Here is a 26,545-nt window from a genome sequence, read left to right on the forward strand (position 1 = left end):
CACGCCACGCCACGCCACGGGATGGTATGGCTACCTGGGGGCTGGCGATGCTGTGGCCACGCCCGTGAGCTGGTTTACCACGTCCGGGCGGATCTGATCCAGCGCTGGGCGCCGGCGCGCTCGCCGCCCTGGACGTATCGGAGCTGCGCGACGGCGAACCGCCCCCACAGAACCTGCCACCGACAGCACAGCTCGCACTCGCCGCAGAGCGGTAATCTCGCTGCCGCAGCCGCGGCACGGCGTCGACCTCAGTCCACAACCGTAAGGGGACTTCGTCCAGTTGGCTCGATGGCCGTCACGTACGGCGATGCGGTACGCCGACCTACCTGGACGCGAAAGTGCGAGGGCACAAGAGCATGTCAGGGAAATGATGTCAGCCAGGGAAAACAAACTATTGACCTTCCGATCGGAAGGGATTAAATTCATCGGTCAAGCGGATCCGAGTCCGTGATCGGGCCCCACGCCCGCGGCGCCTCGCCGCGTGTCGTTGTCGGCAACTCGGTGCGAGGAGTGTGCCCCATATGGCTGTCAATTCCACTGGTAGCAAACGGTTATCGAGCAGGAACATCCGAGTGGCCGGCGACTCGACGAGGGTATGCAGCTGTCGAGGGGCAAATTCACCTGAGAGTCGGCCCTCCGGGGTGACGGCCTGGTTCCACTGCAGGACTATCCTGTCGAGATATCTCCTCCGGCAAAAGCTCTCGCCCGAGTTTCCTTGTTTGAGCTGCAGTTCGCGGGCCATCGGATCGGCACGGCGGGCGACTGGCCGGACGTGCTGGTCGCGACCAAGACGACCGAGCAATACCTGCATTGCCGATTCGCGGAGCGGGCGGAAATCGCCGAGGCGAACGTCACCGCATTTCACGCCGACTACGCGTTCGAGGACACCACCGAGTCCTGCGCATCGCGATATGAGGTGGCGACGGCGAATCTGTCGGAGGGGCGGAACCGTACAGTCTCCGAGAACCTTGCGCTCGCCTACGGACTGCTGATCGGAGCCCGCAGCGCGGGCAGGCCGCTGTTCCTCTGCGTGACCGGATCATGCCCGCGTTGGACCTGCGGCAGGGACTTGCGCGCCACAAGTCCCACGGAGCGCAGACCTTCCAAGCCGAGGACGAGAGTGCGGCGATCGTTGCCGCGGTGGGTGCCTCCTTCGGAGGTCACTTGGTTGTGACCTCGTGCCGCTGGACGGCGTGGACGCTGGTTCTCTGGTGGTCCACGACGCTCACGACGAGGATCCGTCGATCGCATTCATGCTCGCGCGTCTGCCGGACCGGAAGGGGCGAGTCGTCCCGGTCGGCAGCTTCTGCGACGTGGCCCGGCCCGCGTCCGACGATCTGGTCAAACGAGCAGATCGCGCAGGCCTGCACCGGGACCGCGTCGGACCTGGCCGCGGTCATCAGCGGCGGTGACAGCTGGGTGGTGGGTTCGGGCGTACGGCGGTGACCCATCTCCCATCCGGAACGACCACACGAAGGAGTAGGAAGTGATCATCGATCAAGTAGGCGTCGTGGGTGGTGGCCTCATGGGGACGGGCATCGCGCGTGTCTGTGCCCTCGCCGGCGCCGATGTCGCGGTCTGCGAGGTGGACGCCGAGCGGGCGGAGGCGGCGCGGGCACGCACCGAACGTTCGCTGCGGCGCGCCGCGGCGGCGGGCAAGATCACCGACGCAGACTGCAACGGTGCGTTGGGGCGGCTCCACTACACCGCAGCGCTCGAAGACCTCGCTGAACGCGAGCTGGTCATCGAGGCCATCGTCGAGGACGAGCGGGCCAAGACGGACCTGTTCGCCGCGCTCGACAAAGTGGTCGTCAGCCCGTCCGCCGTGCTCGCCTCGAACACCTCGTCCATCTCGATTACCAAGCTGGCCGCCGCAACCACGCGCCCGGAACGGGTTGTCGGTCTGCATTTCTTCAATCCCGTACCCGCGCAGCGCCTGGTGGAGCTGGTACCGACGCTGCACACCCAGGCGGCGACGATCGACCGAGTCGAACGGTTCGCCAGCGATGACCTCCGGAAGCTGGTGATTCGCTCGCAGGACCGCGCGGGGTTCGTGGTGAACGCGCTGCTGACCCCGTACCTGCTGTCCGCGGTACGCATGCTCGAGGCGGGATTCGCGGCGGCCGAGGACATCGACCGCGGCATGGTCGAGGGCTGCGCGCACCCGGTCGGCCCGCTGTCGCTGGCGGACTTCGTCGGACTGGATATCCTCCTCGCTGCCTCGACCTCGATGTACGAGGAGTTCCGGGATCCGGGTTTCGCACCACCACCGTTGCTGCTGCGCATGGTCGAATCCGGATTCCTCGGTGAGAAGACCGGCCGCGGCTTCTTCACCTACTCGTGATGCCCAGTTTCGAAGGAGCTTCCATGCCCTCAGCCAACTCCTACGCAGGACTCACCGTGTCCCCGAAGACGGCGTGGTCGCTGACCGGTGCGTCCGGTACAGGCGGTGATGCCACCGCGCCGAGCACCCTGATATGGCCGCTGCGCCGGGCCGCTCGACTGCATGGCGACTCGATTGCGATAGTCGATGGGGCGACGCGACTGAGTTATGCGCAGTTGTGGTCCTGGTGCGACCGGCTGGCCGCGGGTTTGGCGGGGCGCGGCGCGGTTCGGGGCGACCGGATCGGCATCCTTGGAGCCAACAGTGCCGAGTATCTCGCCGCCTACTTCGGGGTACCGGCTGCGGGTTACGTGCTGGTCCCACTGAATGCGCGTCTCGCCGACGCCGAGATGATTGCGATCATCAATGACTGCGAGCCGGTGATCGTGGTGGCGGACGAGGCTCATCTCGCCCGCGCCGAGTCGGTGGCGGCATCGACCGATGCCACCGTCGTGGACTTCGGACGGTTGCTCGGCGAACCGATCGAGTGCACCGCCTCGAACGGTGGGAGCGAGGTCGGTGCCCAGGATCTCGCGGCAATTTTCTATACCGGCGGTACGACGGGACGGGCGAAGGGAGCGATGCTTACCCACGGGAATCTCACCGCGAACGCGCTGCACATGATCGCGGGACTCGGCTATCGCTCCGATGACGTCTATCTGCACTGTTCACCGATGTTCCATCTCGGCGACGGGATGTCGACCTATCCGATGACCTGGGTGGGCGGACGACACGTCGTAATTCCGCGTTTCGAGCCCGAGGTCGTGGTCGATGCGATCGAGACGGAAAGGGTGACCTGTACCTTCCTGGTGCCGACGATGCTCACGCTGCTTCTCGAGTACCTGGACGGGACGGACCGAGACCCGGACCTGTCGTCCCTGCGTGTCGTGGTGCACGGCGGTGCGCCGATCGCGCCGATGCTGCTGAACAGGGCGATGGAACGGCTGGGATGCTCCTTCACGCAGTCGTATGGCATGACCGAGGCCGGGCCGATCCTGAGCTTCCTCCCCGACGAGGGCCTGCTGCTCGGCAGCCGGATCCTGAATTCCGCCGGGCGTCCGGTGGTCGGGGTCGAGGTGCGGGTGGTGCGGCCGGACGGAACGGACTGTGAAGTCGGCGAGACCGGCGAGATCATCGGTCGGGGACCGAACTTTGCGGTCGGGTACTGGCGGCAGCCGGAGGTGACCCGGGAGCGGTTCCGTGACGGCTGGTACTGGACGGGGGACTTGGCCTATCGCGATGAGGATTTCTACCTCTACATCGTCGGTCGGGCCGGTGATGCGATCATCAGCGGTGGTGAGAACGTCTATGCCGCAGAGGTAGAAGCCGTACTTGCTCAGCATCCGGACCTGGTCGAAGCCGCGGTGATCGCGGTGCCGTCATCTCAGTGGGGTGAGCAGGTCCACGCCGCCGTCGTGATCCGGCCGGGAGCGGCGACGACCGAGGCGGATCTCGATCGGCATTGTCGCGCACTGATAGCCGGCTACAAGATCCCGCGCTCGTACGAGTTCCATACTCAGCTTCCGCGCACCGGGCCTGGAAAGATCGACAAATTGGCATTGCGGCGTCCGCATTGGACGGCGCATGGAAGGGACGTGTCATGATCACATCGGATGGTGGGGAGAACAGGGTCGCGCTCGTGACCGGTGCCTCTCGTGGAATCGGAGCGGCCTGTGCTTTGCGTCTTGCGGCGCAGGGGTACGCAGTCGCGGTGAACTTCGCGCGGTCCGGCCATGAGGCGGAGTCGGTTGTGAAGCAGATCCGTGCCGACGGCGGGCGGGCCGTGGCGATTCGGGCGGACGTAGGGGCGGAGGGCGCGGGCGAGGAGCTCGTGGGTGAGACGGTGCGTCGGCTCGGGCCACCGCTGGTGGTGGTCAACAATGCCGGGGTTCAGCGGTCCCGGGCGATGATCCGTCAGACGCGTGACGAATTCGACCAAATGCTCGACATCAATGTCCGTGGGGCCTGGTCGGTGACCCGCGCCGCGCTGCCGCACATGTACGACGCGGGCTGGGGACGCGTGGTGTTCGTCAGCTCGGTTCTGGGTGCCACCGGTGGGCCCGGCGACACCGGGTACGGCGCTTCGAAGGGGGCGTTGCTGGCGATGTCGAAGAGCCTGGCGCTCGAGGTCTCCCGACGCAATATCACCGCCAACGCGGTGCTGCCGGGAACGATCCTCACCGACATTGTCACCGACGTCGATCCGGCGGTGCTCGAAGCCAATATCGCGGCGATCGCCGCGCGGCGCGGGGGTGAGCCCGAGGAGGTGGCGGCCGTCGTCGCTTTCCTGTGCTCTCAGGACGCCTCCTATGTCAGTGGTGCGGAGGTCGTGGTGCACGGCGGTGGGTGGCTCACGCTTCCGTCGTCGAAATAGCACCGGCGGCATCGGATTCGAAACACGGAGGTAAGGACGAGTGCAGTACGGAATCGGCTTGTACACCGGGCAGGTACCCCCGGGCGAGGACCTCGGGTTCCACGACGAGTACGCCCGGATCATCGAGCAGGCGACCCTGGCCGAAGAGGCGGGCCTGGACTCGATCTGGTTGAGCGAACACCACGGGGCGACGGACGGATATCTTCCCTCGTTGTTGCCGATCGCGGCGGCGATCCTCGGTGCGACGACCCGGTTGGTGGTGGGGACGGCGGTGCTGCTGGCACCTTTCCACAATCCGCTTCGGCTGGCGGAGGACGTTGCGGTCCTCGACCAGATGTCGGGGGGCCGTTTCATCCTTGGGATGGGAACTGGGTGGCGGCGCGGCGAGTTCCGGTCTTTCGGGGTGAACATGGCGACCCGCGGACGGGCACTGGAGGAGACCGTCGAGATCCTCCGGCGGGCGTGGCAGGGGAGCCGATTCGGGTTCGAGGGGCGGGTGCACCGGATCGACAGCGCGATCGTCAGGCCCGAGCCCTTCACGCCCGGCGGCCCGCCGATCTGGCTCGGCGGCACGGGGCCGCGGGCACTGGATCGGGCCGGCCGCCTGGGGGACGGATTCTTCGGGGTCTGTACCCCGTTCGACCCCGCCATGGCGACCTTCTCCCAGGTACTCGAGTCTGTGCCTGAGCACCGGCGAGCGGGTTTCTCGTTCGGCCAGCTGAGGTCCGGCTTCATCGCGGACGACCCCGAACTCGGTTGGAAGCTCACCGGGCGCGGTATGACCTACACGATGGACGTGCACGCTCGGTGGGCTGCGGAGGAAGCCGGCAATGCGGTCGAGGTGGACACGATGCTCACGCCGGAGGAGGTTGTGCGGCAGTACAACCTGATCGGCACACCCGACGAGGTCACCGCGGCGTTGCGGCCGTACGAGCAGCGCTTCGCGGCGCGCACCGATTCTCATCTCTGTTTCCGGCTCTATCATCCCTACATGCCGCAGGACGCGGTGCTGGACGCGATCGGTACGTTCGGTAGGGTGGTGGTTCCCGCCCTGCGCACCTCGGCCGGCGGTGGGCCGCAGCCGGGGTGATTGCGGGGCACGCGCCGCACCTACTGGAGGAAAGCCCGTGCCACCCAAGCGCTCCGCCGAGCGGCATGCCGAGGTCCTCGACGCCGCCATTGAGCTGATCCGCCAGAAGGGCATCGACGGGACGAGCCTGCAGGACATCGCCGATGCGGTCGGTATCAAGAAGGGCAGCCTGAACACCTACTTCTCCTCCAAGGAGGAGCTGGTCGAGCTGATCCAGGCCAGATTCACCGAGGTCGCGGAGCGGGAGCTGCGCATCATCGGGGAGCGCACCGACCTGACACCCGATCAGCGGCTGCGTGAACTGCTCTATTTCCATGCCGAGCACTGCACCCTGCGGGTCTCCTCGCCGGTGCTGGTCGGCTTCATGCAGCTGTGGACCTCGTCCTCGTCGCCGGGTGGACGTCACCAGCCGTCTGTGGTGCGCGAGTACCAGCGCGTCTTCGAGGACGCCGTCGCGCAGTGTGCGCGTAAGCGCATCTTCCGGAAGATCGATCCCGTGCTCACCGTGAACGGGCTCATGGGCAGCATGAGCTGGTGTGCATTCTGGTACAACGAGGACGAGCACGGACCGTTGCGGCCGCTTGTGGACGAGATCATCGATATGGCCTTCGACGGCCTGCGCGCGAAGGGCTGACGCGCCGCGGGCACGGGCGGTAGCCGACCGCCTGCGCCCGTGGCGTGTGCTGGCGGTCAGCGCTGCGCGAGGCGGGCGCCCGCGTCGAGTCGGATGACCTCGCCGTTGAGCATCTCGTTGGTGATCACCGCACAGGCCAGGTCGGCGAACTCGTCCGGGCGGCCCAGGCGTCGCGGGTGGGCGACCGCGGCCGTCAGCTGGTCCTGCAGGTCGGTTGGCAGGTCCGTGGTCAGTGTGGTCTCGAATGCGCCGGGGGCAATTGTGGCGCAGCGGATTCCGTACTGGGCGAGTTCGCGGGCGGCGGGGAGGGTCATGCCTGTGACGCCGGCTTTGGATGCCGAGTACGCCAGCTGGCCCTGCTGACCTTCGAACGCGGCGATGCTCGCGGTGGTGACGATCACGCCGTTTTCCGTGTCGGCCCGCTGGTTCTTGCTCATGTGCCAGGCGGCGGCGCGCAGGACGTGAAACGTTCCCCGCAGGTTGACGTCGATCACATGGTTGAACCGTTCGGGGGCGACCGGTCCTTGCTTGCCGATGAGTCGGAATCCTCCGGCGACGCCCGCGCAATGCACGACGATGTCGACCCGGCCGAAGGTGCGAACCGTGGTGTCGAATGCGGCGTCGACCTCGTCGGGGGAGATCACGTTCGCGGCGAGGGGGAGCCAGGTTTCGCTCGGGGTGCCGGGTGGGGCGGACAGGTCCAGCGCGGCGATCCGGGCGCCGCGTTGGGCGAGCATCTGCGCGGTGGCCTCTCCTAGTCCCGCCGCGGCTCCGGTGACCACGGCAACTGCTCCGGCGATCTGCATGTCATCCTCCTGTGTGATTCAAGCCTCAATCCGATCGGAATGTGATCTACGTCTTGTCCCGAGCGAGAATCGGCGTTACCCTTCCATTCGACAGGATAACAGCCGGTGCCTCGGAGGCGAGGCTCTCGATACCTGAAATCTATTGGCCTAGAGGTCAATCCAGTCCGTCACGGCGTGGCGTCGACAATGATGGAGGATCCGCATGCTGTCGCATGAAGACAATGAACTCCTGACCCGGGTAGACGGGGAAGCGCCGATGGGGGCGTACCTCCGCGAATACTGGACACCCGCAGTCCGCTCCCAGCGGTTGATCGCCGACGGCGCTCCCGTGCAGGTCCGACTCTTCGGCGAGGACTTCGTGGCCTTTCGCGCCACGGACGGCAGGGTCGGCTTCCTGGACGAGTCGTGCCCGCACCGGGGGGCCTCGCTCGCGCTGGCCCGGAACGAGGACTGTGCACTGCGGTGCATCTACCACGGCTGGAAGATCGACGTGTCGGGCACCGTTGTCGAGGTGCCGTCCGAGCCCGCCGATCGACTGGCGGACATGGCCGACAAGATCACGATCGGCAAATACCCCACCCGGGAGGCCGGCGGCGTGGTCTGGGTGTACCTCGGGGTGCACGACGACCCGCCCGCGTTCCCCCAGTTCCCGTTCGACAAGGTACCGGCCGACCACGTGCGGGCCCTGGTCGCCGAGACGCACTGCAACTGGCTGCAGGCAGTCGAGGGGACCCTGGACTCCTCACACGTGTCGATCCTGCACCAGGCCTGGTTGGGGCAGAGTACCGGCAGCCTGGGCAAGGCGGCCGAAGACTCCGCACCACGCTACGAATCCGACGAGACGGGTTACGGCATCCGCTTCGCCGCGATCCGGCACTGCGGCGACGACCAGCATGTGCGGGTGACCGAGTTCGTGATGCCCTGGATGGCCTACATCCCGACCGGCGACGAAGATCGGGTCGCCATCATCGGAACCCCCATCGACGACGAACACTCCCGCCAGTGGTTCATTCGGTGGAACGACGACCATCCGCTCACCGAGGACACCGACACCCATTTCTGGTACCGGGACCTGACGGGGGCGCCGGACGACTTCACCGAGCTGGTCCGGGGCAGGGGCAGCTGGGGGCAGGACCGCTCGCTCATGTCCGACGGACACTTCTCCGGCTTCACCAATCTCATTCTCGAAGATGTCGCGATCCAGGAGAGCCAGGGGCCGATCGTCGATCGCTCCAAGGAGAAGTTGGGCACCAGCGACATCGCGGTCGTGAAGACGCGCCGTCTGATGCTGGATTCCGTTCGAGCACACCAAGAGGACGGGACAGTGTTCGGTCGGAAGGATCCGCTCGCCCGGCCCGGCACTGCCGGCGTGGCGATCACGATCGAGGCCACCGGCGACTGGCGTACCGCCGCGGCCGGCGAGGCCCGGTATGTCTAGCCCCGGCCGTGCCGGCTTCGCGGACTGGCAGGCGATCCGCGCCCTCACCGCAACCTACAACCGGTGTTTCGACAGGTCGGACGCGCAGGGTTGGGCGTCGACCTTCATCCCGTCCGGCCGCCTCGAGGTCGCCGGCGAGGGGGTCGCCTACGCGGGGCACGACGAACTCCGCGACTTCTGCTCGTCCCGGGGATGGGGGATCCTGCACATGACCCTCGACCCCGAGGTCACCGTCGACGGTGACCTCGGCGAGCAGCGCTGCAATCTCGTGATGTTCCGGCGGTACGAAAACCGGGAGCGGCCGACGCTGCTGGCGACGGGGCGGTACACGGACACCCTGATCCGCACCCCCGAAGGGTGGCGCTTCGAGTGCCGGGTCGTCGAGTTGGACAATCGGCTGGGCTACACACCGGAAGGGCCGAAATGACATACATACCGGGTCCTCACGGAAACTCCAGCCCCGACAGTGCGGCGTCACCGGTCGACGTCGTGGTGTTCGGCTCCGGCGCAGCGGGATTCGCAGCCGCGCTGGCCGCGGCCGAGGAAGGCGCCACCGTGCAGCTGTACGAAAAGTCGGAGGTGCTCGGCGGAACCACCGCGAAATCGGGCGGCGTCTACTGGATTCCCGACAACCACCTCATGCGAGAGCACGGCATCGAGGATCGCCAGGACCGCGCGGTCAGGTACATGGCACGGGTGAGCGCTCCCGACCGCTACCGCGCCGACGACGCGCTGCTGGGGTTGTCCCACTGGGAATACGATCTGCTCACCGGCTACTACCGGATCGCCTCCGAGGCGGTGGAATTCCTCGACGGCATCGGGGCACTGCGGTCGACGATCGAGACGGCACTTCGGTTTCCCGACTACCACATGAACCTGCCCGAGCAAGGGGGCGTGTTCGGGCGGGCGCTGTGTCCCGCCGACGAACACGGACGCCCGGCGGGCGGCGACGAACTCATCGCCCAGTTGGCGGCGGCCGCCGCGCGCAGCGGTGTCCGGGTCGCCACCCGGCACGCCTTCGTGGGACTGGAGATCGACGACGGCCGGGTGGTCGGTGCGGTGGTGCGCGACCTGGAGGCCGAGCGTGACAGCACCATCCGTGCGGAACTGGGCGTCGTGCTCGCCGTCGGGGGCTTCACGCACGACGCCGAGCGCCGAGCCCGTCACCTACCCGCTCGGGTGTGGGGCGGATGCGCCGCGGGCACGAACACCGGGGATGCGCTCCCGGCGTTCGAGGCCCTGGGCGTGCCCATGCACAACATGGACCGCGCCTGGTGGGACCAGGTCGCGATCGAGCACACCCGGGTGGGGGCGACCGAGACCCGCGCAGGAATGTGGGTCGCCCCGGGGGACTCGTCCCTGATCGTGGATCTCGACGGGCGACGGATCGTCAACGAGAAACAGTTCTACAGCGACCGGGCCAAGGTGCACCTCGGGCCCGACGCGCCGGAGTTGCTCGTGCTGGTCTTCGACGGCCGGACCGAGGAGCTGTTCTCGAGGGAGCCGTTCGCCTATCCGTTGGCGCTGCCCGGCGAGCCGCGGTCGCACCTCGTGTCGGGCGAGAGCTGGCAGGAGTTGACCGAGAATCTCGCCGACCGGCTGCACTCGCTCGCGGCGGTGACCGGCGGCGCCCGGCTCGGCGCCGACTTCGGGTCGAACCTGGTCGACACGGTTGCCCGTTTCAACGAGCTGGCGCGCGCGGGCGTCGATTCCGACCACGGCCGCGGGAGTGAACCGATCGAGGCGTTCTTCACCGGCGAACCGCGCGCCGGCGGCGGCCCGAACCCGGTGATGGCGCCGCTGCGCGGGCGGGGGCCGTACTTCGCGGTGCTGATCGGACTCGGGACGCTCGACACCAAGGGCGGCCCGCGTACGACTACCGACGGCCAGGTGCTCGGCGGTGACGGCGTCCCGGTGGAGGGCCTCTACGCCGCGGGGAACTGTGCGGCGTCGCCGTCCAACGACGGTTACTGGGCGGCCGGGGCGACGATCGGCCCGGCGTTGGCGTTCGGGTACAGCGCGGGGCGGCACCTGGCCTCCCGACGGGCCGTGGAGACCGAGTCCCGGAGGCGGGAAGTGTCGAGATGACCTTCATCATCGGAGCGGCGTGCATCGATGTCATGGACCGGTCCTGCCTGCAGGAGTGTCCGGTCGACAGCATCTACGAGGGCGCCCGCAAGCTGTACATCCACCCCGTCGAGTGCGTGGACTGCGGTGCCTGCGAGCCGGTCTGCCCGGTGGAGGCGATCGCCTCCGATCGCGACGAGGACGAGGACTTCGCACCGTTCGTCGCCGACGCCGTCGAGTTCTTCCAATCCGTGCTGCCGGGCCGGGTGAACCCGATCGGGTCGCCGGGCGGCGCGCGAAGCACCGGGCCGGTCGGAGTGGACAGCCGCTATGTGCGCGAGCTGCCCCCGGCCGGTTCCTTTACCTAGCCGCGGCGCGGAAGCCGCGGACCACCAGAAGGAGAGACAGCATGACCAAGGTGACAGTTGTCAGTGCGCACGGGCTGGACTGGGTGTGGCGGACCGGCGGAACGATTCTCAAGTACGTCCAGGCCGGGGCGGAGGTGACCGTCGTCTGCCTGTCGATGGGCGAGCGGGGCGAGTCGGCGTCGGCGTGGGCGGAGCCGAACCAGTCCGCGGAGCGGGTGCGGGCGATGCGGCTGGCCGAGGCGGAGAAGGCCGCGGCGGTGGCGGGGGTCGAACTGCGCACCTACGACTGGGGCGACTACCCGATGATCATCGATGACGAGCGGCGCCTGGAGATGGTGCGGCTGCTGCGCGAGCTCCGTCCGGATGTCGTGCTCACGCACGGTCGCCGCGACCCCAACAATCCGGATCACGTGGCCACCGCCCGCGTGGTCGAGGACGCCGCGATCTGGGCCCGGGCCCACGGTCGCCTGCCGGAGTCGGAGCGGTTCGTCGTTCGGCAGATCCACGGTTACGAACCGGAGTTCCCGGAGTTCTGCGACTTCCAGCCGGACACCTACATCGATATCAGCGATGTCGCCGAGCAGAAGCTCGAGATGATGCAGTGCTCGCAGGTACAGCAGTTCATGATCGAGGTCTACGAGCAGCGGGCGCGTTATCGGGCGATCATGGCCGGGCTGCTGCTCGATCGCAAGGTCACCCACGCCGAGGCCTTCGAACGTTTCCTGCCCGCCGCGGGAGGGTTGTTCTGATGGACAACTTGCCCGTCAGCCCGTCGATCGTCGACCGTGTGGACCGGCGCGTCGGCGCGCACGCGGCGGAGTTCGCCGAGCTCGGCGTCGCGACGGTGCACGAATCACAGGGGCGCAGCGGGCTCATGGATCCCGCGATCAAGCCGCTTGTGGCTGGCTCCCGCGTCGCGGGACCCGCGGTGACGTGCCTGAACCATCCCGGGGACAACCTGATGTTGTTGGCCGCGCTCGACCTGTGCCGGGAGGGGGATGTCCTGGTCGTCGGGAACTTGGCGCCGTCCACCGCCGGCATGGTCGGTGAGATCATCGGCAGCATCCTGGTGGCCCGTGGGGCCGCGGGTCTGGTGGTGGACGGGGGCGTGCGCGACATCCGTGAGCTCCGCCGGCTGCCGTTGCCGGTGTGGACCAGGACGGTGTCGGCGATGGGGACCACCAAGGGCGGGCCGGGGTGGGTCAACACCCCGGTCGTCGCCGGCGGGACAACTGTGCGGCCGGGGGACCTGGTGGTCGCCGACGACGACGGTGTCGTGGTGGTTCCCCGCGAGTCGACCGACGAGGTCTTGGCCCGTGCCCGGGACCGGGCCGAGCGGGAGTCGCTGCTGCTCAAGGATATTGCAGACGGTCGGTGGCCCGGGTTGTCGCCGGAGTTGCGCGAGCAGCTGCGCCGGCTCGGCGTCACGCGGATCCCCGGCCCGCACTAGGACAATCTCTCCCGAGAGGGGTACTCATGCGTTTGTGTTCGTTTCTGTCCGGGGAGGTCGCGCATGCCGGTGTCGCCGGCGTCGATGATTCCGTCCTCGACGTGACCCGGATCGTCGAGGCCCGAGGTGACGATCTCCCGCGGACGGTGGCGGGGTGGGTCGAGCTCGGCTCCGCCGGGATCGACCGGCTGCGTCGGCTGTGTGCGGAGTCGTCTTCGGAGCATGTCGTCGGCGACGTCGGTGATCTCACGCTGCTGGCGCCGATGGGGCGACTGGCGCGCAACGTGATCTGTGTCGGTGCCAACTATCGGGAGCACATCGAGGAGTCCGTGCGTGCCGTGGGAGAGATCGACGTGCCGGACGCGCCCGTGTATTTCACGAAGGACGTGCGCAGCGTGTGCGGCCCGTTCGAGGACATCAGCTGGGACCCGGCGGTGAGCACGCAGCTCGACTGGGAGGTGGAGCTGGCCGTCGTGATCGGGCGGGCGGGCCGCAACATCCGGCCGGCGGACGCGCTCGGACACGTCTTCGGTTATGCCGTGTTCAACGATGTCAGCGCCCGGGACGTCCAGCTTTCCCGGAATCAGTGGTGGAAGGGCAAGAGCATCGAGGGTTCGTCGCCGTTCGGTCCTTTCCTGGTGACGAGCGACGAGATCGCCGATCCGCAGGATCTCGAGCTCACGTGCTGTGTCGACGGCGTGGAGATGCAACGTTCCACGACCAAGCTGATGATCCACGATGTCGCGGCCCTGATTGCGGATCTGAGCCGGACGTTGACGCTCGAGCCCGGGGACGTCCTGAGTACCGGGACCCCGGCCGGGGTCGGATTGGCCCGTATCCCCCCACAGTGGCTTGTACCCGGGTCCGTTCTCGAGAGTGAGATCACCGGGCTGGGCCGACAGTGCAACCGCGTCGTCGAAGCTGGAGTGTGAGATCACATGGCAAATCTCGTCGGTGTTTTCGGTACCTCTCACAGTCCCGCGTTGATCACTCCGGTGTCCGACTGGCCGGCGCTGGAGCCGAACATCGCGCGCCCGGGGCTGGACCGCCTCGTCGGTGACGTGCGTGACCTCTGGGGCGCGCACGAGGCGCGCTTCGACGCCGCCACGGCGACGCTGCGCGCGGCTGTTCTCGCGGTGGAGCCGGATGTGCTCCTGATCGTAGGCAGTGACCAGGGCGAGAACTTCGGTCCGCGGTCCGCGCCCGTGTTCGAGATGTATCTCGCCGAGCATCTCGACGCGAGCGCGGCGAACCGGCGCGACGAGGGACCCGATCAGTTTCGGATCTCCGTTCCGATCGCTCGAGATCTCGGGATCGATGTTCTGAAGTACTTGTGTCACAATGGTTTCGATATCGCTCACACCTCGGAGACCGTCGACGAGTACGGTATCGGTCATGCGGTGACCTGGCCGATGCGCTTTCTCGATCTGGTCGATTCCGGGATCGCATTGCTGCCGGTGGTGACCAACGTGTGGAATCCGCCGAACGTGCCGAGCGTGGAGCGGTGCGTGACCTTCGGTCGGGCACTGCGCGCGGCGATCGAGGCGGCCCCCGCGCAAGCCCGGGTCGCGGTGCTCGCGTCCGGTGGGCTGAGCCACCTCGTGCTCGACGAGGAGCTGGATGCTCGGGTCCTGGCCGTGCTGCGCTCGGACGACGTCGGCCTGTGGGGGAGCATCGGGGACGACGAGCTCCGACTTGCCCACGACAAGCACGGCCTGCCACTGCGCCTCAACGGCACGGCGGAGATCACCGACTGGATCATCGCCGACGCCTGCGCGCAGGCTCCCGCCGACATCATCGACTACGTGCCGGCATACCGCACCCAATCCGGGTACGGGGTCGGCATGTGTTTTGCCCGGTGGAACCTGCGGACCTGATCCGCACCACGGCGTAATCCTTCGACGGACTCCATGCTCGCAGCCTCGGCCGAGGAAGACGTCGGGCGCCAGGCGCCCGCTACGGCCCTGTTCCCGGATCGTCGTCAAGCCGCCGACGACGACCATCGGGATGCGCACCGAGAACCCATACGCACACTTTCCACGCTCTGCTCGCCGAGGTCGTCGTCGCACGCACCCTGGGACGGGACGAGCACACACCTCGCACAACACCAGCTGTCACACGTCGACGCGGGCGCCGCCCGCCTGAATGTCAACTGTCCCATCAGAAAGGACTCACCCATGTCACTGAACGGATATCACGGCTCCGACGACGACATCCTGATCGAGATCGAGAACCGCATCGCGTGGATCACCTTCAACCGGCCGGAGGCGTTGAACGCGTTCGGGCCGGCCCAGTTCCACCGTCTCGCCGACCTGCTCGACGGCGTCTCGGTGAACCCCGATGTCGGCGTCGTGGTGCTGACCGGCAACGGGCGCGCCTTCTCGGCCGGTGGCGACGTGCGGGAGTTCACCAAGAAGGGCCTGGTCGACACCGGGGTGTATGCCCTGCGCGCGATGACCTCCATTCGATCCTGCCGCAAGCCCGTGATCGCGATGGTCAACGGGATCGCGGTCGGCGGCGGTAACGAGCTGGTCATCGCGGCCGACCTCGCCATCGCGGCGCGCAGTGCTCGGCTGGGTCAGGCCGGCACGATGATCGGCGCGTGTCCCGTGCTGGGCGGTACGAATGTCCTGCCCCTCCAGATCGGAGAGAAGCGCGCGAAGCAGATCGTCTTCTTCAGCGAGAAGGTCCCGGCCGAGCAGGCGTTCGAATGGGGTTGGGTCAACGCGGTCGTCGACGACGCCGACCTGAAGTCGACGACCCGCGAGTGGGCCGAGCGGTTGCTTGCGCTGCATCCGCAGTCGCTCCAGATCGCGAAGGCGGGCAGCAACGTGTGGTGGAATTACTCCTACGACACGATGGTCAATGGCCTGGACATGATTGCGATGGGTGTGCCGGCCGAATCCGTCGACGAGGGACGAGACGCCTTCCTGGCCAAGCGTCCGGCGGACTACTCACCCTGGCACTGATCTCCCGCCTTCTCCCGTCGTAACACCCCCGTCGCACGGAAATGGGTACGGTGCATGACCGGTGTGCGATCTCGATGCTGATCCAGGCGCTGCCGGCGGCCGTGCACTCCCTTGCTCCCGCGGTCTTTCCGGCCGGACTGCGGGGCATCGGGAACAGTGCGGGGCAACCGCATCGGCTGAATCGCCGGAATAGCTGCAGGACATCGCTGCCGACGTCGAGCAGGGAGGCCGGTTCGCTGACAAGTGCGACGTGGTGCGCGGGATTGTCACGATGGCGGTGGCCGGCGCCGAGTGGACCGGACGCCGGAGGATGCGGGTGGGCCCCGGATTCGACGACGTCACATCGATCGGATCGGCCGACGCTACGTCGAGCCGGCCTCCGGCTGGGGCATCGGCTATCCGGAGTCGTTCGATCCGGGCCTCGTCCGGAGGGGTGTTGCCCCGTGGATCGGCCGGTCCTGCGCACCTACACGATCCGTTCCGTCCACCCGCGTCCTCGCGTCCTGGCTGTCGGGTGCGGCTGCGGCGCGGCACCGAACCGGGCGGAGACCGCGGGCATATCCGGAATCTCGCTGTGCGACCTGATCACTCGGATCAACGGGTGCTGTGGGCCGGTCCGGTGTGCCTGACCGCGCCGGCGCTCGAGCGCACTCGCCGAGACCCGTTCGCCGAGAGTGGGCCTGACGGCAGACGCTGGTGGCGCCGAAGCCGGATGCGGGGATGCGGAAAACGCGCCTCGGGTCTTGCCCGGCAGCATGCCGCTGGTGCGGTGGTCCGCGGTCGACTCGGTTCGCGCCCGTCGGATTGGTGAGGCAGCTCACATTTTTTCATTGACCTTCCGATCGGAAGGCCTTAATCTCGGATCCATCGCCCGAATCCGGGGCACACCATTCACCGGCTACCGGCCTTACCCAATTTGGGGGAGCAGTGGACACAAGCAACAGCGAATACAACAACCGCTATGTCGCCACCCTTCATGATCCCGACACGATTCACCGCGAGATGCGAGCCAGGTGTCCCGTCCAGCACAGCGAGACCCACGGCGGATTCTGGGCGTTGACCCGCTACCAGGAGGTCGACGCGGCCACCCGGGACACCGAGCGGTTCTCCTCCCTGCCGACCATCACCTTGCCGTCCGTCGGCGCGCCCCGACCGTTCATTCCGATGGAGTCCGATCCGCCGCAACACTCGAAATACCGCTCACTTCTCAACGTCGTCTTCAATGCCCGCCGGTTCGCGGAACTCGAGGGCGAAATCCGCAAGCACGCCGTCGAGCTGATCGAACGCTTCACCGCCGCCGGTGAAGCCGACCTGGCGCGGGACCTGGCGTTCCCGCTGACGACGCGGGTGATCACCTGGCTGCTGGGTATCCCCGACGAGGACGTCTCCCGGTTCAGTGACTGGTCTCTCGGGCTGGTCTCCGTCGCCTCGCCGGAGGAGGGCCTCGCACTGCAGATGGAGATCCGCGACTACTACGTCCGCCACATCGCCGCCCGTCGAGAGAATCCGACCACAGACCTTGCCAGCCATCTGCTTTCGTCGACCATCGACGACCGCGCGGTCACCGAGGAGGAAGTTCTCGACATCTACCTCTCCCTGACCGGGGCCGGCGGCGAAACTACCGCAGCGGCAGCCAACCACATCTTCACCCTGATCGATCGTCACCCCGATCTCCGCTCACAACTGCAGGCCCATCCCGAGATGCTGACCTCGGCAGTCGAGGAGTTCCTGCGCTACATCACCCCGGTTCCCGGCTTCGCGCGCACGACCACGTGCCCGGTCGAGGTTGCCGGGACGGTGATCCCGGAGGGTGAACGCGTGTGGTTGTCGTGGCTGTCCGCCAATCACGACGAGGCGGCCTTCGACGAGCCGGCCCAGATCCTCCTGGATCGAAGGCCGAACCGGCATCTCGCATTCGGAGCGGGCGTGCACCGGTGCCCGGGCGCGCCGCTGGCCCGGATCGAACTGCGCATCATGGTCGAGGAAATCCTTGCCCGCATTCCGGACTACCGGCTGGCGGATCCGAGCGCCGTTCAGATATCTGAGGGGCAGACGCGGATCATCCGCTCCCTGCCGATCGTCTTCACGCCGCAGCGCTGACCACCACCGGTGCACGTCGCCGGGCGCCCGGCATCCATCCCACCACGCTCAGGAGGTTCATGTGAGAGCCGCAGTCAGCCGCAGAGTCGGCCAGATCGAGATCGAGGAGCTGCCGGATCCCCGGCCCCGGGCCGGGGAGGTGCGCGTTCGCCTGGTGAGTTCGGGCATCTGCCACACCGACGTCTCGGTCCTGGCCGGGCATCTGCCGTCACCGCGCCCGATCGTCCTCGGGCACGAAGGAGCGGGCATCGTCGACGAGGTCGGACCGGGCGTCGAGCACCTCGCGGTCGGAGACCACGTGCTCTGCTCGATCATCACCTCATGCCACGCGTGCTACCAGTGTCTGCGAGGGGAGTACGCGCTCTGCGAACGCGCCGTCGGCTTCTCCGGCACCATGCTCGACGGCACCACCAGGTTGCGTTCGCGCGACGAGGACGTGCACACCCTCTTCTGCCAGGGTTCGTTCGCCGAGTATGCGGTGGTGCCGGCATCGGCGGCGGTGAAGATCCGACCCGACGCGCCGCTCGAGAAGCTCGCCGGCCTGGGCTGCGCGTGGTCGACGGGCCTGGGGGCGGCGATCGTCCGCGCGGAAGTGCGACCCGGCAGCAACGTCGTCGTGATCGGCGCCGGCGGCGTCGGCCTCGCCGCGATGATGGGTGCGCGGGCGATGGGTGCGACCTCTGTCATCGCCGTGGATCTCGCCGAGCACAAGCTCGCGCGGGCTCGCGAACTCGGTCTCGCCTCGCACACGATCTCCGTATCGGGACCGGAGGCTGTTGCAGCCATCCGCGACCTCACCGACGGCAGGGGCGCGGATTACGGATTCGACGCGGTAGGCGCGCAGGGCACGCTGGAGACGGCGCTGCAGGGCATCCGGCCCGGCGGGCTCGCAGTGGCCATCGGTGTCATGGATGCGTCGGTGACCGTCACGTCCGACCTGTTCGCGTTCCTGATGCAGAAGCAACTGACGGGTACGTACGCAGGATCGATCATTCCGCAGCGCGACATCCCCGCGTTCGTCGACCTCTACATGGACGGCCGACTGCCGCTGGACTCGGTCATCGACGCGACCTACGGGCTCGACGACGTCCCCAAGGCCCTCGGCCAACTGGCCGCCAACGAGATCACGAAGGGCGTGGTGTTGCTGTGAACGGACTCGACATGCAGATGTACGTCGACGGCCGGTGGCGCGACTCGACGTCCGGCGGACGGATCGACGTGGTCAACCCCGCCCGCGTCACGGAACTCGCCGGGTCGATCCCCGACGGGGCACCTGCCGACGTCGACCTCGCCGTCGCCGCCGCGAAAGCGGCACAGCGCGACTGGGCGCGGCTACCGCTCGTCGAGCGGGCCGCCATGGTGGCCGACGCCGGTGCGCGACTGACGGCGATCGACCCCTCGGGCCCGGAGGTCCTGACCCGCGAGATGGGCAAGATCCTGGCGGAATCGATCATGGACTTCCAGTCCCCGCCATGGGGGTGGAAGCACTACCTCGACAACCTCGACGATCTGGCCGCGATCTTGACGGACAGCCGCGTCGACGACACCGGGCGGCTCGAGGTCAGGCGCCGACCGGTCGGGGTCGTGGGGGCGATCGTCCCGTGGAACTGGCCGATCGCGCTGCTCGGCGTCAAACTCGGTCCGGCTCTGCTCGCGGGTAACACGATCGTCGCCGTACCGTCGCCGTTCGCCTCGCTGGGGGTTCTCAAGGCGATCGAGGCGATCGGTGCGGCGCTGCCCGCCGGCGTGGTGAACGTCGTCACCGGGACCGGCGACCGGGTGGGGGCCGCGTTGAGTGCGCATTCCGACGTCGACATGATCGCGTTCACCGGTGGGCCCGAGGCCGGCCGGGCGGTCGCCCAGGCCCTCGGGTCGCGGCTGCGCCGGGGCGTGTTCGAGTTGGGTGGCAACGATCCTGCCGTGCTGCTCGACGACGTGGTCGTCGACGACGAGCTGATCCGGAAGCTGGTTTCGGCTTTCACCGTCACCTCCGGGCAGGTCTGCTTCGCAGTCAAGCGGCTGTACGTGCACGAGACGCTGCTCGAGGAGGTGACCTCCCGTCTCGGCGAGGCACTGCAGGAGTTCGTGGTCGGTGACGGGCTGGATCCTGAGGTGACGATGGGTCCGCTCGCCAACGAGCGACAGTTCAAGCAGTTCACCGCTCTGCTCGCGGAGGCGGAATCCTCTGGTGCCCAAGTGAAGTCCTTTGGCCGTGCGCGCGACACGGCGTCGTGGGAGGGCGGGTACTTCCACCTGCCGACACTGGTGACGGGCGTCGCGGCGCAGGAGCGCATCGTCACCGAGGAACAATTCGGACCTGCGCTGCCGATCCTCGGTTTCCGAACCGAGAGCGAGGCGATCTCGCTCGTGAACTCGACCCCGTACGGTCTGACCTCCAGCATCTGGACGGCGGATCCGAGCCGCGCCTGGAACATGGCCGGCGAGATCGATGCAGGCGTGACCTTCATCAACAAGCACGGCATGGCAGCGTTCGATCCGGGCGCGCCGTTCGGCGGGGTGAAGGCCAGTGGCTACGGGCGCGAGATGGGCATGGACGGCCTGCTGGAGTTCACCTGGACCCAGCAGATCAGCGATCGACAGATCCTCGGATAGACCCGCGCCCGGACGGGCACGGCGGCGCCGGGGAGTTCGGTCCGGCGCCGCCGCAACCGACCCGATCCTGGCGGCTTTCGGATTATGAATGACGAACACATTCGAACGGATGACATGGCATGGCACACTCTGACCTCGACGCTGATCCGCAACGGATGTACGAGCTGTTGGTGCAGCAGGTGACGTGGGAGGCGGACGGCGTCGTCTCGATCCGGCTGATCGATACGAACGGCTCCGAGCTGCCGACGTGGGCGCCCGGTGCCCACCTGGACCTCATCCTGCCCTCGGGCAAGGTGCGGCAGTACTCGCTGTGCGGGGATCCCGACGACCGCGCTGCCTACACGGTGGCGGTGCTGCGCGAGGAGCACGGCCGTGGCGGCTCACGGGAGATCCACGACAGCGCGCTGGTCGGCCGGACGATGTCAGTGCGCGGACCGCGCAACCACTTTCCCCTGGTCGACGCCCCCTCCTACCTGTTCGTGGCTGGGGGGATCGGCATCACGCCGATGCTCGCGATGGTCCGCGAGGTGCGGCGACGGGGGGTGCCGTGGCGACTGGTCTACGGCGGGCGCAGCCGGTCGTCGATGGCCTTCCTCGGCGAACTGGACCGCCTCGGTGGGGGGAACGTCGACGTCGTCCCCCAAGACTCGCACGGGATGCTCGATCTGGACGCGGTGCTCGCCGCGGTCCCTGGCGACTGCGTCGTCTACTGCTGTGGGCCCGAGGGTCTGATCCGGGCGACCGAGGAGCAGGTCGATTCCCGATTCGCGCCGGACGCCCTGCATGTTGAGCGCTTCGGTGCGGCGTCGAGCAGTCAGTGCAGCGAGAGGCCCCCGGCCGAGAGCGCCGGCACGGGGTTCGAGGTCGAACTGCGTCGTACCGGCGCGGTGTTGGACGTGCCGCCCGATCGAACTCTGCTCGACGTCGTCCGGGACTCTGTCCCGGACTTCCTGTCCGATTGTGAGGAGGGCTTCTGCGGAGCCTGCGAGGTGCGGGTACTCGAGGGCGAGCCTGAGCACCACGACCTACTGCTGTCCGACCGCGAGCGCGAATGCGGTGACCGGATGATGATCTGCGTGGGTCGCTCGAGGTCCCCGCGTCTGGTCCTCGACCTGTAGTTCGCCGCGCCCCTACAGATGGGAATAATCTTGGAATCCATAATATTTCCGGCGGTCGGCCGCCCGCGTGGCGCGGCGGCAGACTTCCGGTACGACGCAGGGGCGACGGCGCCCGCACCCGCCCGGGTGCGGCCACTCGACGAGATCGTGCGTGAGGTGGTGGAGCCGGGAGACCAGATCCATTTCCCGTGGCTCTCGACGCGCGCGTACGCGTCGCTGTTCGAGGTGCTCCGGCAGGTCGGATCGGGCCGACTGCGCGGGCTGACCGTCATCTCCGCGTCGCTGCGCGCGGAGGTCGCCCTCCTCGTCGCCTCCGGCGGAGTGGACCGGCTCGTCACCGCGTTCGCCGCCACCACGTATCCGGCGGTGCGGCCGAACACGATCCTGGCGCAGGCCATCCGGGACGGCGCGCTCGTCGTCGAGGAGTGGTCCATCCTGGCGTTGATCCAGCGGGTGCTCGCCGGCGCGCTCGGATGGCCGTTCGTGCCCGCGACGACGATGGACGGCACAGACCTGCCCGTCGTGCCCGGATCGCGGCCCGTCCGCAACATTGTCAATCCCTTCGATGAGTCGGACTGCTCGGTGATGCCGGCCCTGCGTCCGGATGTGGCGCTGATCCATTGCCCGGTCGCGGACTGGCACGGCAACGGCGTGGTGTTCCCGCCGTTCGCGGAAGACCTCCACACCGTCTATGCGGCGCGCAAGGGCGTCATCCTGACGGCCGACCACATCGTGTCGCCGGCTGATCTGCGGCGGTGGGCGGGCCACGTGAGGGTCCCTGCGGCCTGCGTTCGCGGGGTCGCGCACGTCCCGTTCGGGGCGCACCCCTCGGCTTCCCCGGTCCCGATTCGGGTAGAGGGCGCCGCCGGGTACGGCGAGGATTACCGGTTTCTTGCCGACCTGGGGTGCCTGCGGACCTTCGAGGAGGCGGAGGAGTTCAGCCGGCGCTGGATCGACGTGCCGACCCGCGCACACTACCTCGGCGAACTCGGTCGTGAGCGCATCGAGCACCTGATCGCGATGGACCTCGACGAGTCCTGGCGGATCGACGAACTCGATGCCGAACAGACCCGCGCGGAGACCGGCTCGGTGACCCTGGGCGAACGCCTCGCCGTCTCGGGTGCCCGCGCCATGGCGAACCTGGCGCGCGCGTCCGGCACCCGGACCGTGGTGGCGGGCGCCGGCGTGTCGCACCTCGCCGCTGCGCTGGGCCGGGTGACACTGCTGGACGACGAGCACGTCGTCGACCTGGTCTTCGAGAGCGGGGTGCTCGGCTATATCCCCAGACCGCACGACGCGACGCTCTCGAACACCCGCAACCTCCCCACCGCGCGTCACCTCAGCAGCGCGCTGGAGGTGCTCGGCATGCTGCTGCCGGCCACCCCGGACACCACGATCGCGGTGCTGTCGGCCGGGGTACTCGACAGCGATGGGAATGCCAACAGTAATCGCACGCCGTCCGGACAGTTCCTTGTCGGCGGCGGGGGGAGCACCGACATTGCGTCGCGGGTTCCGACGGTCGCCGTCGTCGCGGCCGACTCTCGAAAATTCGTGGGCATGGCCGATTTCACCAGCTATCACGGAGCGAATGTCGCGGTGATCGCCACCGACGTCGGGCATCTGAGTAAGTGCGACGGCGAGTACGTGCTGTCGGCGTGGTTCAAGGATGCCGCCGCCGGGGCCGACGAGGCGCTGGCCCGCGTGCGCGCGGCGACCGGATGGGATGTGCGGCTCGCGCCCGACGTCGAGCAGCTGGCGGCGCCGTGCACCGCGGAACTCGAATACCTCAGGGCCATCGACCCGGAGGGCAACCTGATCGGATGAGCGCGGACTCGCCCGATGATCGAAAACGCAAGGATGGGTCGGATGAACAGCGAGGACCGAGAACTCGTACAGTTCGCGGCGAACTGGGCACCGTTCGGGGGCGCGCCACCGGACGAGGTGTTTGTCACGTTCGGGATGACCGTGGACCGGTATCAACGCCGGCTGCGGGAGATCCTCCGCACCGCGCGGGCAACCGATTCGCCGACCGCGTCCGGACGGAAAGATATCGCTAGGCGAGCTCATAAACTGATGGAATCAGTTGAACCACAGCGTATTCGCTGATCCATTCCGTTGACCGGTTTCGTGACATCGTGTACCTTCCAATCGGCAGGGTAAAATGCGATCGATATCACACCTACGCTGCTCGGGTGGGTAGAGCTCCGAGCGATGCCTGCCGGCGAGCCATGCGTCGTCGATGCCGGTCCGAGCCGACGCGTTGGTGGACGGCGCGGTGCAGCGCGACCGCGGTCCGGTTGTTCCTCGGGGATCCGAGACTTTCTTCGGTGCATAACGTCATGTCGACAGAATGGAGTCATGAATGGCGCTCGATATTCACAACCCGGATGTCGAAAGTCAGGGGAGGGAACTGGTTCGGTCGGAGCCCACTTTTCTTCCGGATCCGCAGCCTGGGGATCTGTGGTGTCCCCTCATCTCGGTGGACGATCACGTTCTCGAGCCGGCGGACATCTTCACCCGCCGAACGAGTTCGCGGTATCGCGATCTTGTTCCGTCGGTCGTTCCGGATCAGGACGGAATACCGTATTGGCACATCGATGGTGACCGAGTTCCCATGCGTCTCACGATGTGTGGTGCGGTCGGTCGGCCGATCGAGGAGTGGAGTCTGGCACCTCAGAAGTACGAAGATTTCCGCCCCGGGGTGTGGGATGTTCATTCCCGGATAAAGGATATGGATCTCAACGGGGTGTATGCCTCTCTGAACTTTCCGTCATTCATCTGGGGGTTTGCCGGGAAGCGGTTGAGCGGGATGCGCGATCGGGAGGTTGGTCTGGCTTCCGTCCGGGCGTACAACGACTGGATGCTCGAAGAATGGTGCGGGGCCTATCCGGACCGATTCATCTCCTGTCAATTGCCCTGGCTCCTCGACCCGGAGGTGGCGGGATCGGAGGTGAGAAACAACAAGGAACGTGGCTTCCAGTCGGTGACATTCTCGGAGAATCCCGAGGGGCTGGGTCTTCCGTCGCTCTACTCCGAATACTGGGATCCGTTCTTTCGTGCATGCGAAGAGACCGAGACCGTGATCAACCTGCACGTGGGGTCCTCGGGGTCGATTTGCCAACCGAGCGTGGCATCGCCTGCAGATGTGACGGTTGCGCTTTTTCCGTTGAACTCCGTTCAGGCAGTGGTCGATTGGATATTCTCTCGGATCCCTCTGCGGTTTCCGCGGCTGAAGATCGTACTCTCCGAATCCGGTGTCTCATGGGTGCCGATGATCATCGAGCGACTCACTCGTTCCTACCGACAGGCTGCCAGTTCGAAGACGTGGAGCCCGTCGGATCCGAACCCGGTCGACATCCTGCGACGCAACTTTTGGTTTACGTCCATCGAAGATCCGGCGGCGTTCCGGATGCTCGACATCATCGGCGCCGACAGAGTCATGGTCGAGACGGATTATCCGCATGCCGACTCCTCGTGGCCGGAGTCGCAGGACCTGTTCCGTCGGGACATGAAGTCGCTGCCTCGCGGCACGGTCGAGAAGCTCTGCTTCCGGAATGCGAGTGCGCTCTACCAGCATCCTCTCCCTCCTCAGGCGCTGATCGATTCCTCGAACATCGCCCACTCCTGATCTCGAGTATCGGAAGCGACATCACTCTTCCTCCCTTCCAGGAGCAGTCAACGATGCACACTCTCGACCTGCCGAATCCGCCGACATTTCAGTCTGTCGCTGAAGAACGAAATCACAGGAAAGTGCGCCTTGCCGCAGCGTTCAGGGTCTTCAGCACGTTCGGATTCGACGACGGAGTCACCGGACATATCACTGCCCGCGATCCCGAGCACACCGATCACCTCTGGGTGAACCCGTGGGGGATGTCCTTCGGCCACATTCGCGCATCGGACCTGTGCCTTATCGATGGGACCGGACAATTGGTCGAGGGTGTAGGTCCCGTCAATCCGGCAGCAATCACGATACATGCCAGTGTGCACGACGCGAGACCTGATGTGGTCTGCGTTGCCCACAGTCACTCGTTGTATGGGAAAACCTGGTCCGCATTCGGCCGGAAGTTGGAGCCCATCACGCAGGACGCGTGTGCCTTCTACGAAAGGCACTCCGTTTTCGATCAGTACAATGGCGTGGTGCTGGAGGGCGACGAAGGTCGTGCCCTCGCGGACAGTCTGGGTGCGAATCGCGCTGCAATTCTCAAAAATCACGGCATACTTACGGCCGGGGCAACGGTCGACGAAGCCGCATGGTGGTTCATCTCCCTCGAACGATCCTGTCAGGCGCAGCTCCTCGCCCTCGCCGCCGGGAAGCCGGACGTGATTCCTGCCGGGACTGCGCGGCAGGTCGCCGCGCTCTACGATCAGCGTGCTGGTTGGTTCAATTTTCAGCCAATACTTGCGCGAATCATGCGAGAGCAGCCCGACCTGGCTGAGTAGATCGCCGAACTTCGATGTCGGTGCCCGAGGTCATTCGTCCACGCGCCGGTCGGTGATTACGGCCTGCCGAATCGTCCACCCGTCTGCGCATTGCGCTAGAGGGTCACCCAACGCAAGAACATTTCTCATTCCTCCGGAATGTAATACGAAAGGTGATGTAATGCGCACACGCTTTCACGTCAGTAGACTTACTTGCGGGCTCACTGCCGCTGCGGTCGCCCTCACGCTCGTCGGCTGCGGGGCTGCCAGTAACGCCGAGTCGCAAAGCGATGTCATCAGGCTCGGTGAGACGAGTGGAATCAGCGGGCCGGCCGGGGGGTATGGCAAGGCGCTGAGTGAAGGCCAGCAGGCGATCTTTCGGGCAGTCAACGACGCCGGGGGCGTGATCGGGAAGAAGATCGAACTGACCCTGCTCGACGACGGCCTCGATGTGGCCCGCGCAGTGCAGAACGTCCGAAAGCTCGTCACAGACAAAAATATAGCGATCGTCGGTGGCTCGGGCTCGGGCTCGATCGATGCAATTGTCCCGGTTCTGGACAAAGCGGGCGTTCCTCTCCTCTTCCCGGCGAAGTCGAGTCCGTCGTTTGTGAACACCACATAATCCGGTCGCGCCTCGGCGAGTTGAAGGGCTACCGGCGTCACGTCGGCGCCGAAAGGCACGATTGCCGTGCCGAGAAATGCGCCGCCACCATCGC

The 26,545-nt window shown here is 67.0% G+C and carries 26 protein-coding genes; 24 read left to right on the plus strand and 2 right to left on the minus strand.

What is annotated here, in order from left to right:
• The first annotated feature begins 715 nt into the window (after window positions 1-715).
• Window positions 716-1,174, plus strand: coding sequence for a hypothetical protein (locus tag AIIKEEIJ_RS33200; protein ID WP_238406526.1), 459 nt, complete (start codon window positions 716-718; stop codon window positions 1,172-1,174).
• On the opposite strand, the gene AIIKEEIJ_RS33205 is transcribed toward AIIKEEIJ_RS33200, so the two are convergent.
• Window positions 1,161-1,451: a hypothetical protein gene (locus AIIKEEIJ_RS33205; protein ID WP_072636053.1), complete on the minus strand. Its 291-nt coding sequence runs from the start codon at window positions 1,449-1,451 to the stop codon at window positions 1,161-1,163. The two genes, AIIKEEIJ_RS33200 and AIIKEEIJ_RS33205, sit on opposite strands and share 14 nt — an antisense overlap.
• A 35-nt stretch (window positions 1,452-1,486) precedes the next feature.
• Between AIIKEEIJ_RS33205 and AIIKEEIJ_RS22445 the strand changes: the two genes are divergently transcribed.
• Genes AIIKEEIJ_RS22445 through AIIKEEIJ_RS34100 form a run of 5 tightly spaced genes read left to right on the plus strand, consistent with a single transcriptional unit; the run spans window position 1,487 to window position 6,481 of the window.
• Window positions 1,487-2,344: a 3-hydroxybutyryl-CoA dehydrogenase gene (locus AIIKEEIJ_RS22445; protein ID WP_072636052.1), complete on the plus strand. Its 858-nt coding sequence runs from the start codon at window positions 1,487-1,489 to the stop codon at window positions 2,342-2,344.
• Window positions 2,345-2,367: 23 nt separating this feature from the next.
• Window positions 2,368-3,987, plus strand: coding sequence for an AMP-binding protein (locus AIIKEEIJ_RS22450; RefSeq protein WP_161996597.1), 1,620 nt, complete (start codon window positions 2,368-2,370; stop codon window positions 3,985-3,987).
• Window positions 3,984-4,757: an SDR family oxidoreductase gene (locus tag AIIKEEIJ_RS22455; RefSeq protein WP_161996598.1), complete on the plus strand. Its 774-nt coding sequence runs from the start codon at window positions 3,984-3,986 to the stop codon at window positions 4,755-4,757. Before AIIKEEIJ_RS22450 ends, AIIKEEIJ_RS22455 begins: the two co-directional genes overlap by 4 nt.
• A 40-nt stretch (window positions 4,758-4,797) precedes the next feature.
• A complete protein-coding gene (locus tag AIIKEEIJ_RS22460) occupies window positions 4,798-5,847 on the plus strand; it encodes an LLM class flavin-dependent oxidoreductase (protein ID WP_161996599.1) in 1,050 nt (349 codons plus the stop codon).
• Window positions 5,848-5,884: 37 nt separating this feature from the next.
• Window positions 5,885-6,481 carry a TetR/AcrR family transcriptional regulator gene (locus AIIKEEIJ_RS34100; RefSeq protein ID WP_065922146.1) on the plus strand — a complete coding sequence of 199 codons (597 nt, stop codon included), beginning with the start codon at window positions 5,885-5,887 and terminating at the stop codon, window positions 6,479-6,481.
• 56 nt (window positions 6,482-6,537) lie between these two features.
• Here the strand turns inward: AIIKEEIJ_RS34100 and AIIKEEIJ_RS22470 are convergent, their stop codons facing one another.
• A complete protein-coding gene (locus AIIKEEIJ_RS22470; RefSeq protein WP_065922147.1) occupies window positions 6,538-7,287 on the minus strand; it encodes an SDR family NAD(P)-dependent oxidoreductase in 750 nt (249 codons plus the stop codon).
• 202 nt (window positions 7,288-7,489) lie between these two features.
• On the opposite strand from AIIKEEIJ_RS22470, the gene AIIKEEIJ_RS22475 reads away from it, so the two are divergent.
• The 18 genes from AIIKEEIJ_RS22475 to AIIKEEIJ_RS22560 all read left to right on the plus strand — a co-directional run bounded on the left by AIIKEEIJ_RS22475 (window position 7,490) and on the right by AIIKEEIJ_RS22560 (window position 26,451).
• Window positions 7,490-8,725: a Rieske 2Fe-2S domain-containing protein gene (locus AIIKEEIJ_RS22475; RefSeq protein ID WP_161996600.1), complete on the plus strand. Its 1,236-nt coding sequence runs from the start codon at window positions 7,490-7,492 to the stop codon at window positions 8,723-8,725.
• Window positions 8,718-9,152, plus strand: a complete 435-nt coding sequence (locus tag AIIKEEIJ_RS22480; RefSeq protein ID WP_072636049.1) for a nuclear transport factor 2 family protein — start codon at window positions 8,718-8,720, stop codon at window positions 9,150-9,152. Before AIIKEEIJ_RS22475 ends, AIIKEEIJ_RS22480 begins: the two co-directional genes overlap by 8 nt.
• Window positions 9,149-10,813, plus strand: a complete 1,665-nt coding sequence (locus AIIKEEIJ_RS22485; RefSeq protein ID WP_161996601.1) for an FAD-dependent oxidoreductase — start codon at window positions 9,149-9,151, stop codon at window positions 10,811-10,813. The genes AIIKEEIJ_RS22480 and AIIKEEIJ_RS22485 overlap by 4 nt, the downstream gene beginning before the upstream one ends.
• Entirely contained in the window at window positions 10,810-11,160 is a 351-nt protein-coding gene (fdxA, locus tag AIIKEEIJ_RS22490; protein ID WP_161996602.1) for a ferredoxin, read from the plus strand. Before AIIKEEIJ_RS22485 ends, fdxA begins: the two co-directional genes overlap by 4 nt.
• Window positions 11,161-11,201: 41 nt before the next feature.
• Window positions 11,202-11,909 (plus strand): PIG-L deacetylase family protein, encoded by a 708-nt coding sequence (locus AIIKEEIJ_RS22495; RefSeq protein WP_065922151.1) that lies wholly within the window; start codon window positions 11,202-11,204, stop codon window positions 11,907-11,909.
• Complete coding sequence (locus AIIKEEIJ_RS22500) at window positions 11,909-12,610, plus strand: 4-carboxy-4-hydroxy-2-oxoadipate aldolase/oxaloacetate decarboxylase (RefSeq protein ID WP_161996603.1); 702 nt, start codon at window positions 11,909-11,911, stop codon at window positions 12,608-12,610. The genes AIIKEEIJ_RS22495 and AIIKEEIJ_RS22500 overlap by 1 nt, the downstream gene beginning before the upstream one ends.
• A gap of 26 nt (window positions 12,611-12,636) precedes the next feature.
• On the plus strand, window positions 12,637-13,542 hold the full coding sequence (locus AIIKEEIJ_RS22505) for a fumarylacetoacetate hydrolase family protein (RefSeq protein WP_161996604.1): 906 nt from the start codon (window positions 12,637-12,639) through the stop codon (window positions 13,540-13,542).
• A gap of 51 nt (window positions 13,543-13,593) precedes the next feature.
• On the plus strand, window positions 13,594-14,487 hold the full coding sequence (locus AIIKEEIJ_RS22510; RefSeq protein ID WP_161996605.1) for a hypothetical protein: 894 nt from the start codon (window positions 13,594-13,596) through the stop codon (window positions 14,485-14,487).
• A 300-nt stretch (window positions 14,488-14,787) separates the two neighbouring features.
• Window positions 14,788-15,579, plus strand: a complete 792-nt coding sequence (locus AIIKEEIJ_RS22515; RefSeq protein ID WP_161996606.1) for an enoyl-CoA hydratase-related protein — start codon at window positions 14,788-14,790, stop codon at window positions 15,577-15,579.
• A gap of 927 nt (window positions 15,580-16,506) precedes the next feature.
• Window positions 16,507-17,679, plus strand: coding sequence for a cytochrome P450 (locus AIIKEEIJ_RS34105; protein ID WP_161996607.1), 1,173 nt, complete (start codon window positions 16,507-16,509; stop codon window positions 17,677-17,679).
• Between the two features lie 61 nt (window positions 17,680-17,740).
• A complete protein-coding gene (locus AIIKEEIJ_RS22525; protein ID WP_100055333.1) occupies window positions 17,741-18,829 on the plus strand; it encodes an alcohol dehydrogenase catalytic domain-containing protein in 1,089 nt (362 codons plus the stop codon).
• Window positions 18,826-20,292 (plus strand): aldehyde dehydrogenase family protein, encoded by a 1,467-nt coding sequence (locus AIIKEEIJ_RS22530; RefSeq protein ID WP_161996608.1) that lies wholly within the window; start codon window positions 18,826-18,828, stop codon window positions 20,290-20,292. Before AIIKEEIJ_RS22525 ends, AIIKEEIJ_RS22530 begins: the two co-directional genes overlap by 4 nt.
• A gap of 119 nt (window positions 20,293-20,411) precedes the next feature.
• Window positions 20,412-21,410 (plus strand): PDR/VanB family oxidoreductase, encoded by a 999-nt coding sequence (locus AIIKEEIJ_RS22535; RefSeq protein ID WP_065922157.1) that lies wholly within the window; start codon window positions 20,412-20,414, stop codon window positions 21,408-21,410.
• A 30-nt stretch (window positions 21,411-21,440) separates the two neighbouring features.
• Entirely contained in the window at window positions 21,441-23,234 is a 1,794-nt protein-coding gene (locus AIIKEEIJ_RS22540; protein WP_161996609.1) for a CoA-transferase, read from the plus strand.
• 42 nt (window positions 23,235-23,276) lie between these two features.
• On the plus strand, window positions 23,277-23,516 hold the full coding sequence (locus AIIKEEIJ_RS22545) for a hypothetical protein (protein WP_157127560.1): 240 nt from the start codon (window positions 23,277-23,279) through the stop codon (window positions 23,514-23,516).
• 256 nt (window positions 23,517-23,772) lie between these two features.
• Entirely contained in the window at window positions 23,773-25,038 is a 1,266-nt protein-coding gene (locus AIIKEEIJ_RS22550; RefSeq protein WP_065922159.1) for an amidohydrolase family protein, read from the plus strand.
• Window positions 25,039-25,091: 53 nt separating this feature from the next.
• A complete protein-coding gene (locus AIIKEEIJ_RS22555) occupies window positions 25,092-25,850 on the plus strand; it encodes a class II aldolase/adducin family protein (RefSeq protein WP_065922160.1) in 759 nt (252 codons plus the stop codon).
• Between the two features lie 160 nt (window positions 25,851-26,010).
• On the plus strand, window positions 26,011-26,451 hold the full coding sequence (locus AIIKEEIJ_RS22560; RefSeq protein WP_161996610.1) for an ABC transporter substrate-binding protein: 441 nt from the start codon (window positions 26,011-26,013) through the stop codon (window positions 26,449-26,451).
• Window positions 26,452-26,545 lie beyond the last annotated feature (94 nt).

This window comes from Rhodococcus sp. YH1, from assembly GCF_009939605.1.
Lineage (GTDB): Bacteria > Actinomycetota > Actinomycetes > Mycobacteriales > Mycobacteriaceae > Rhodococcus > Rhodococcus aetherivorans.

Coding starts and splice junctions, on each gene's coding strand:
- AIIKEEIJ_RS22485 (WP_161996601.1), top strand. CDS start 9,149: ATGACATACATACCGGGTCCTCACGGAAACTCCAGCCCCGACAGTGCG.
- AIIKEEIJ_RS22500 (WP_161996603.1), top strand. CDS start 11,909: ATGGACAACTTGCCCGTCAGCCCGTCGATCGTCGACCGTGTGGACCGG.
- AIIKEEIJ_RS22450 (WP_161996597.1), top strand. CDS start 2,368: ATGCCCTCAGCCAACTCCTACGCAGGACTCACCGTGTCCCCGAAGACG.
- AIIKEEIJ_RS22555 (WP_065922160.1), top strand. CDS start 25,092: ATGCACACTCTCGACCTGCCGAATCCGCCGACATTTCAGTCTGTCGCT.
- AIIKEEIJ_RS22455 (WP_161996598.1), top strand. CDS start 3,984: ATGATCACATCGGATGGTGGGGAGAACAGGGTCGCGCTCGTGACCGGT.
- AIIKEEIJ_RS22495 (WP_065922151.1), top strand. CDS start 11,202: ATGACCAAGGTGACAGTTGTCAGTGCGCACGGGCTGGACTGGGTGTGG.
- AIIKEEIJ_RS22545 (WP_157127560.1), top strand. CDS start 23,277: ATGAACAGCGAGGACCGAGAACTCGTACAGTTCGCGGCGAACTGGGCA.
- AIIKEEIJ_RS22505 (WP_161996604.1), top strand. CDS start 12,637: ATGCGTTTGTGTTCGTTTCTGTCCGGGGAGGTCGCGCATGCCGGTGTC.
- AIIKEEIJ_RS33205 (WP_072636053.1), bottom strand. CDS start 1,451: ATGGGTCACCGCCGTACGCCCGAACCCACCACCCAGCTGTCACCGCCG.
- AIIKEEIJ_RS22535 (WP_065922157.1), top strand. CDS start 20,412: ATGGCACACTCTGACCTCGACGCTGATCCGCAACGGATGTACGAGCTG.
- AIIKEEIJ_RS22550 (WP_065922159.1), top strand. CDS start 23,773: ATGGCGCTCGATATTCACAACCCGGATGTCGAAAGTCAGGGGAGGGAA.
- AIIKEEIJ_RS22560 (WP_161996610.1), top strand. CDS start 26,011: ATGCGCACACGCTTTCACGTCAGTAGACTTACTTGCGGGCTCACTGCC.
- fdxA (WP_161996602.1), top strand. CDS start 10,810: ATGACCTTCATCATCGGAGCGGCGTGCATCGATGTCATGGACCGGTCC.
- AIIKEEIJ_RS22470 (WP_065922147.1), bottom strand. CDS start 7,287: ATGCAGATCGCCGGAGCAGTTGCCGTGGTCACCGGAGCCGCGGCGGGA.
- AIIKEEIJ_RS22515 (WP_161996606.1), top strand. CDS start 14,788: ATGTCACTGAACGGATATCACGGCTCCGACGACGACATCCTGATCGAG.
- AIIKEEIJ_RS22475 (WP_161996600.1), top strand. CDS start 7,490: ATGCTGTCGCATGAAGACAATGAACTCCTGACCCGGGTAGACGGGGAA.
- AIIKEEIJ_RS22480 (WP_072636049.1), top strand. CDS start 8,718: ATGTCTAGCCCCGGCCGTGCCGGCTTCGCGGACTGGCAGGCGATCCGC.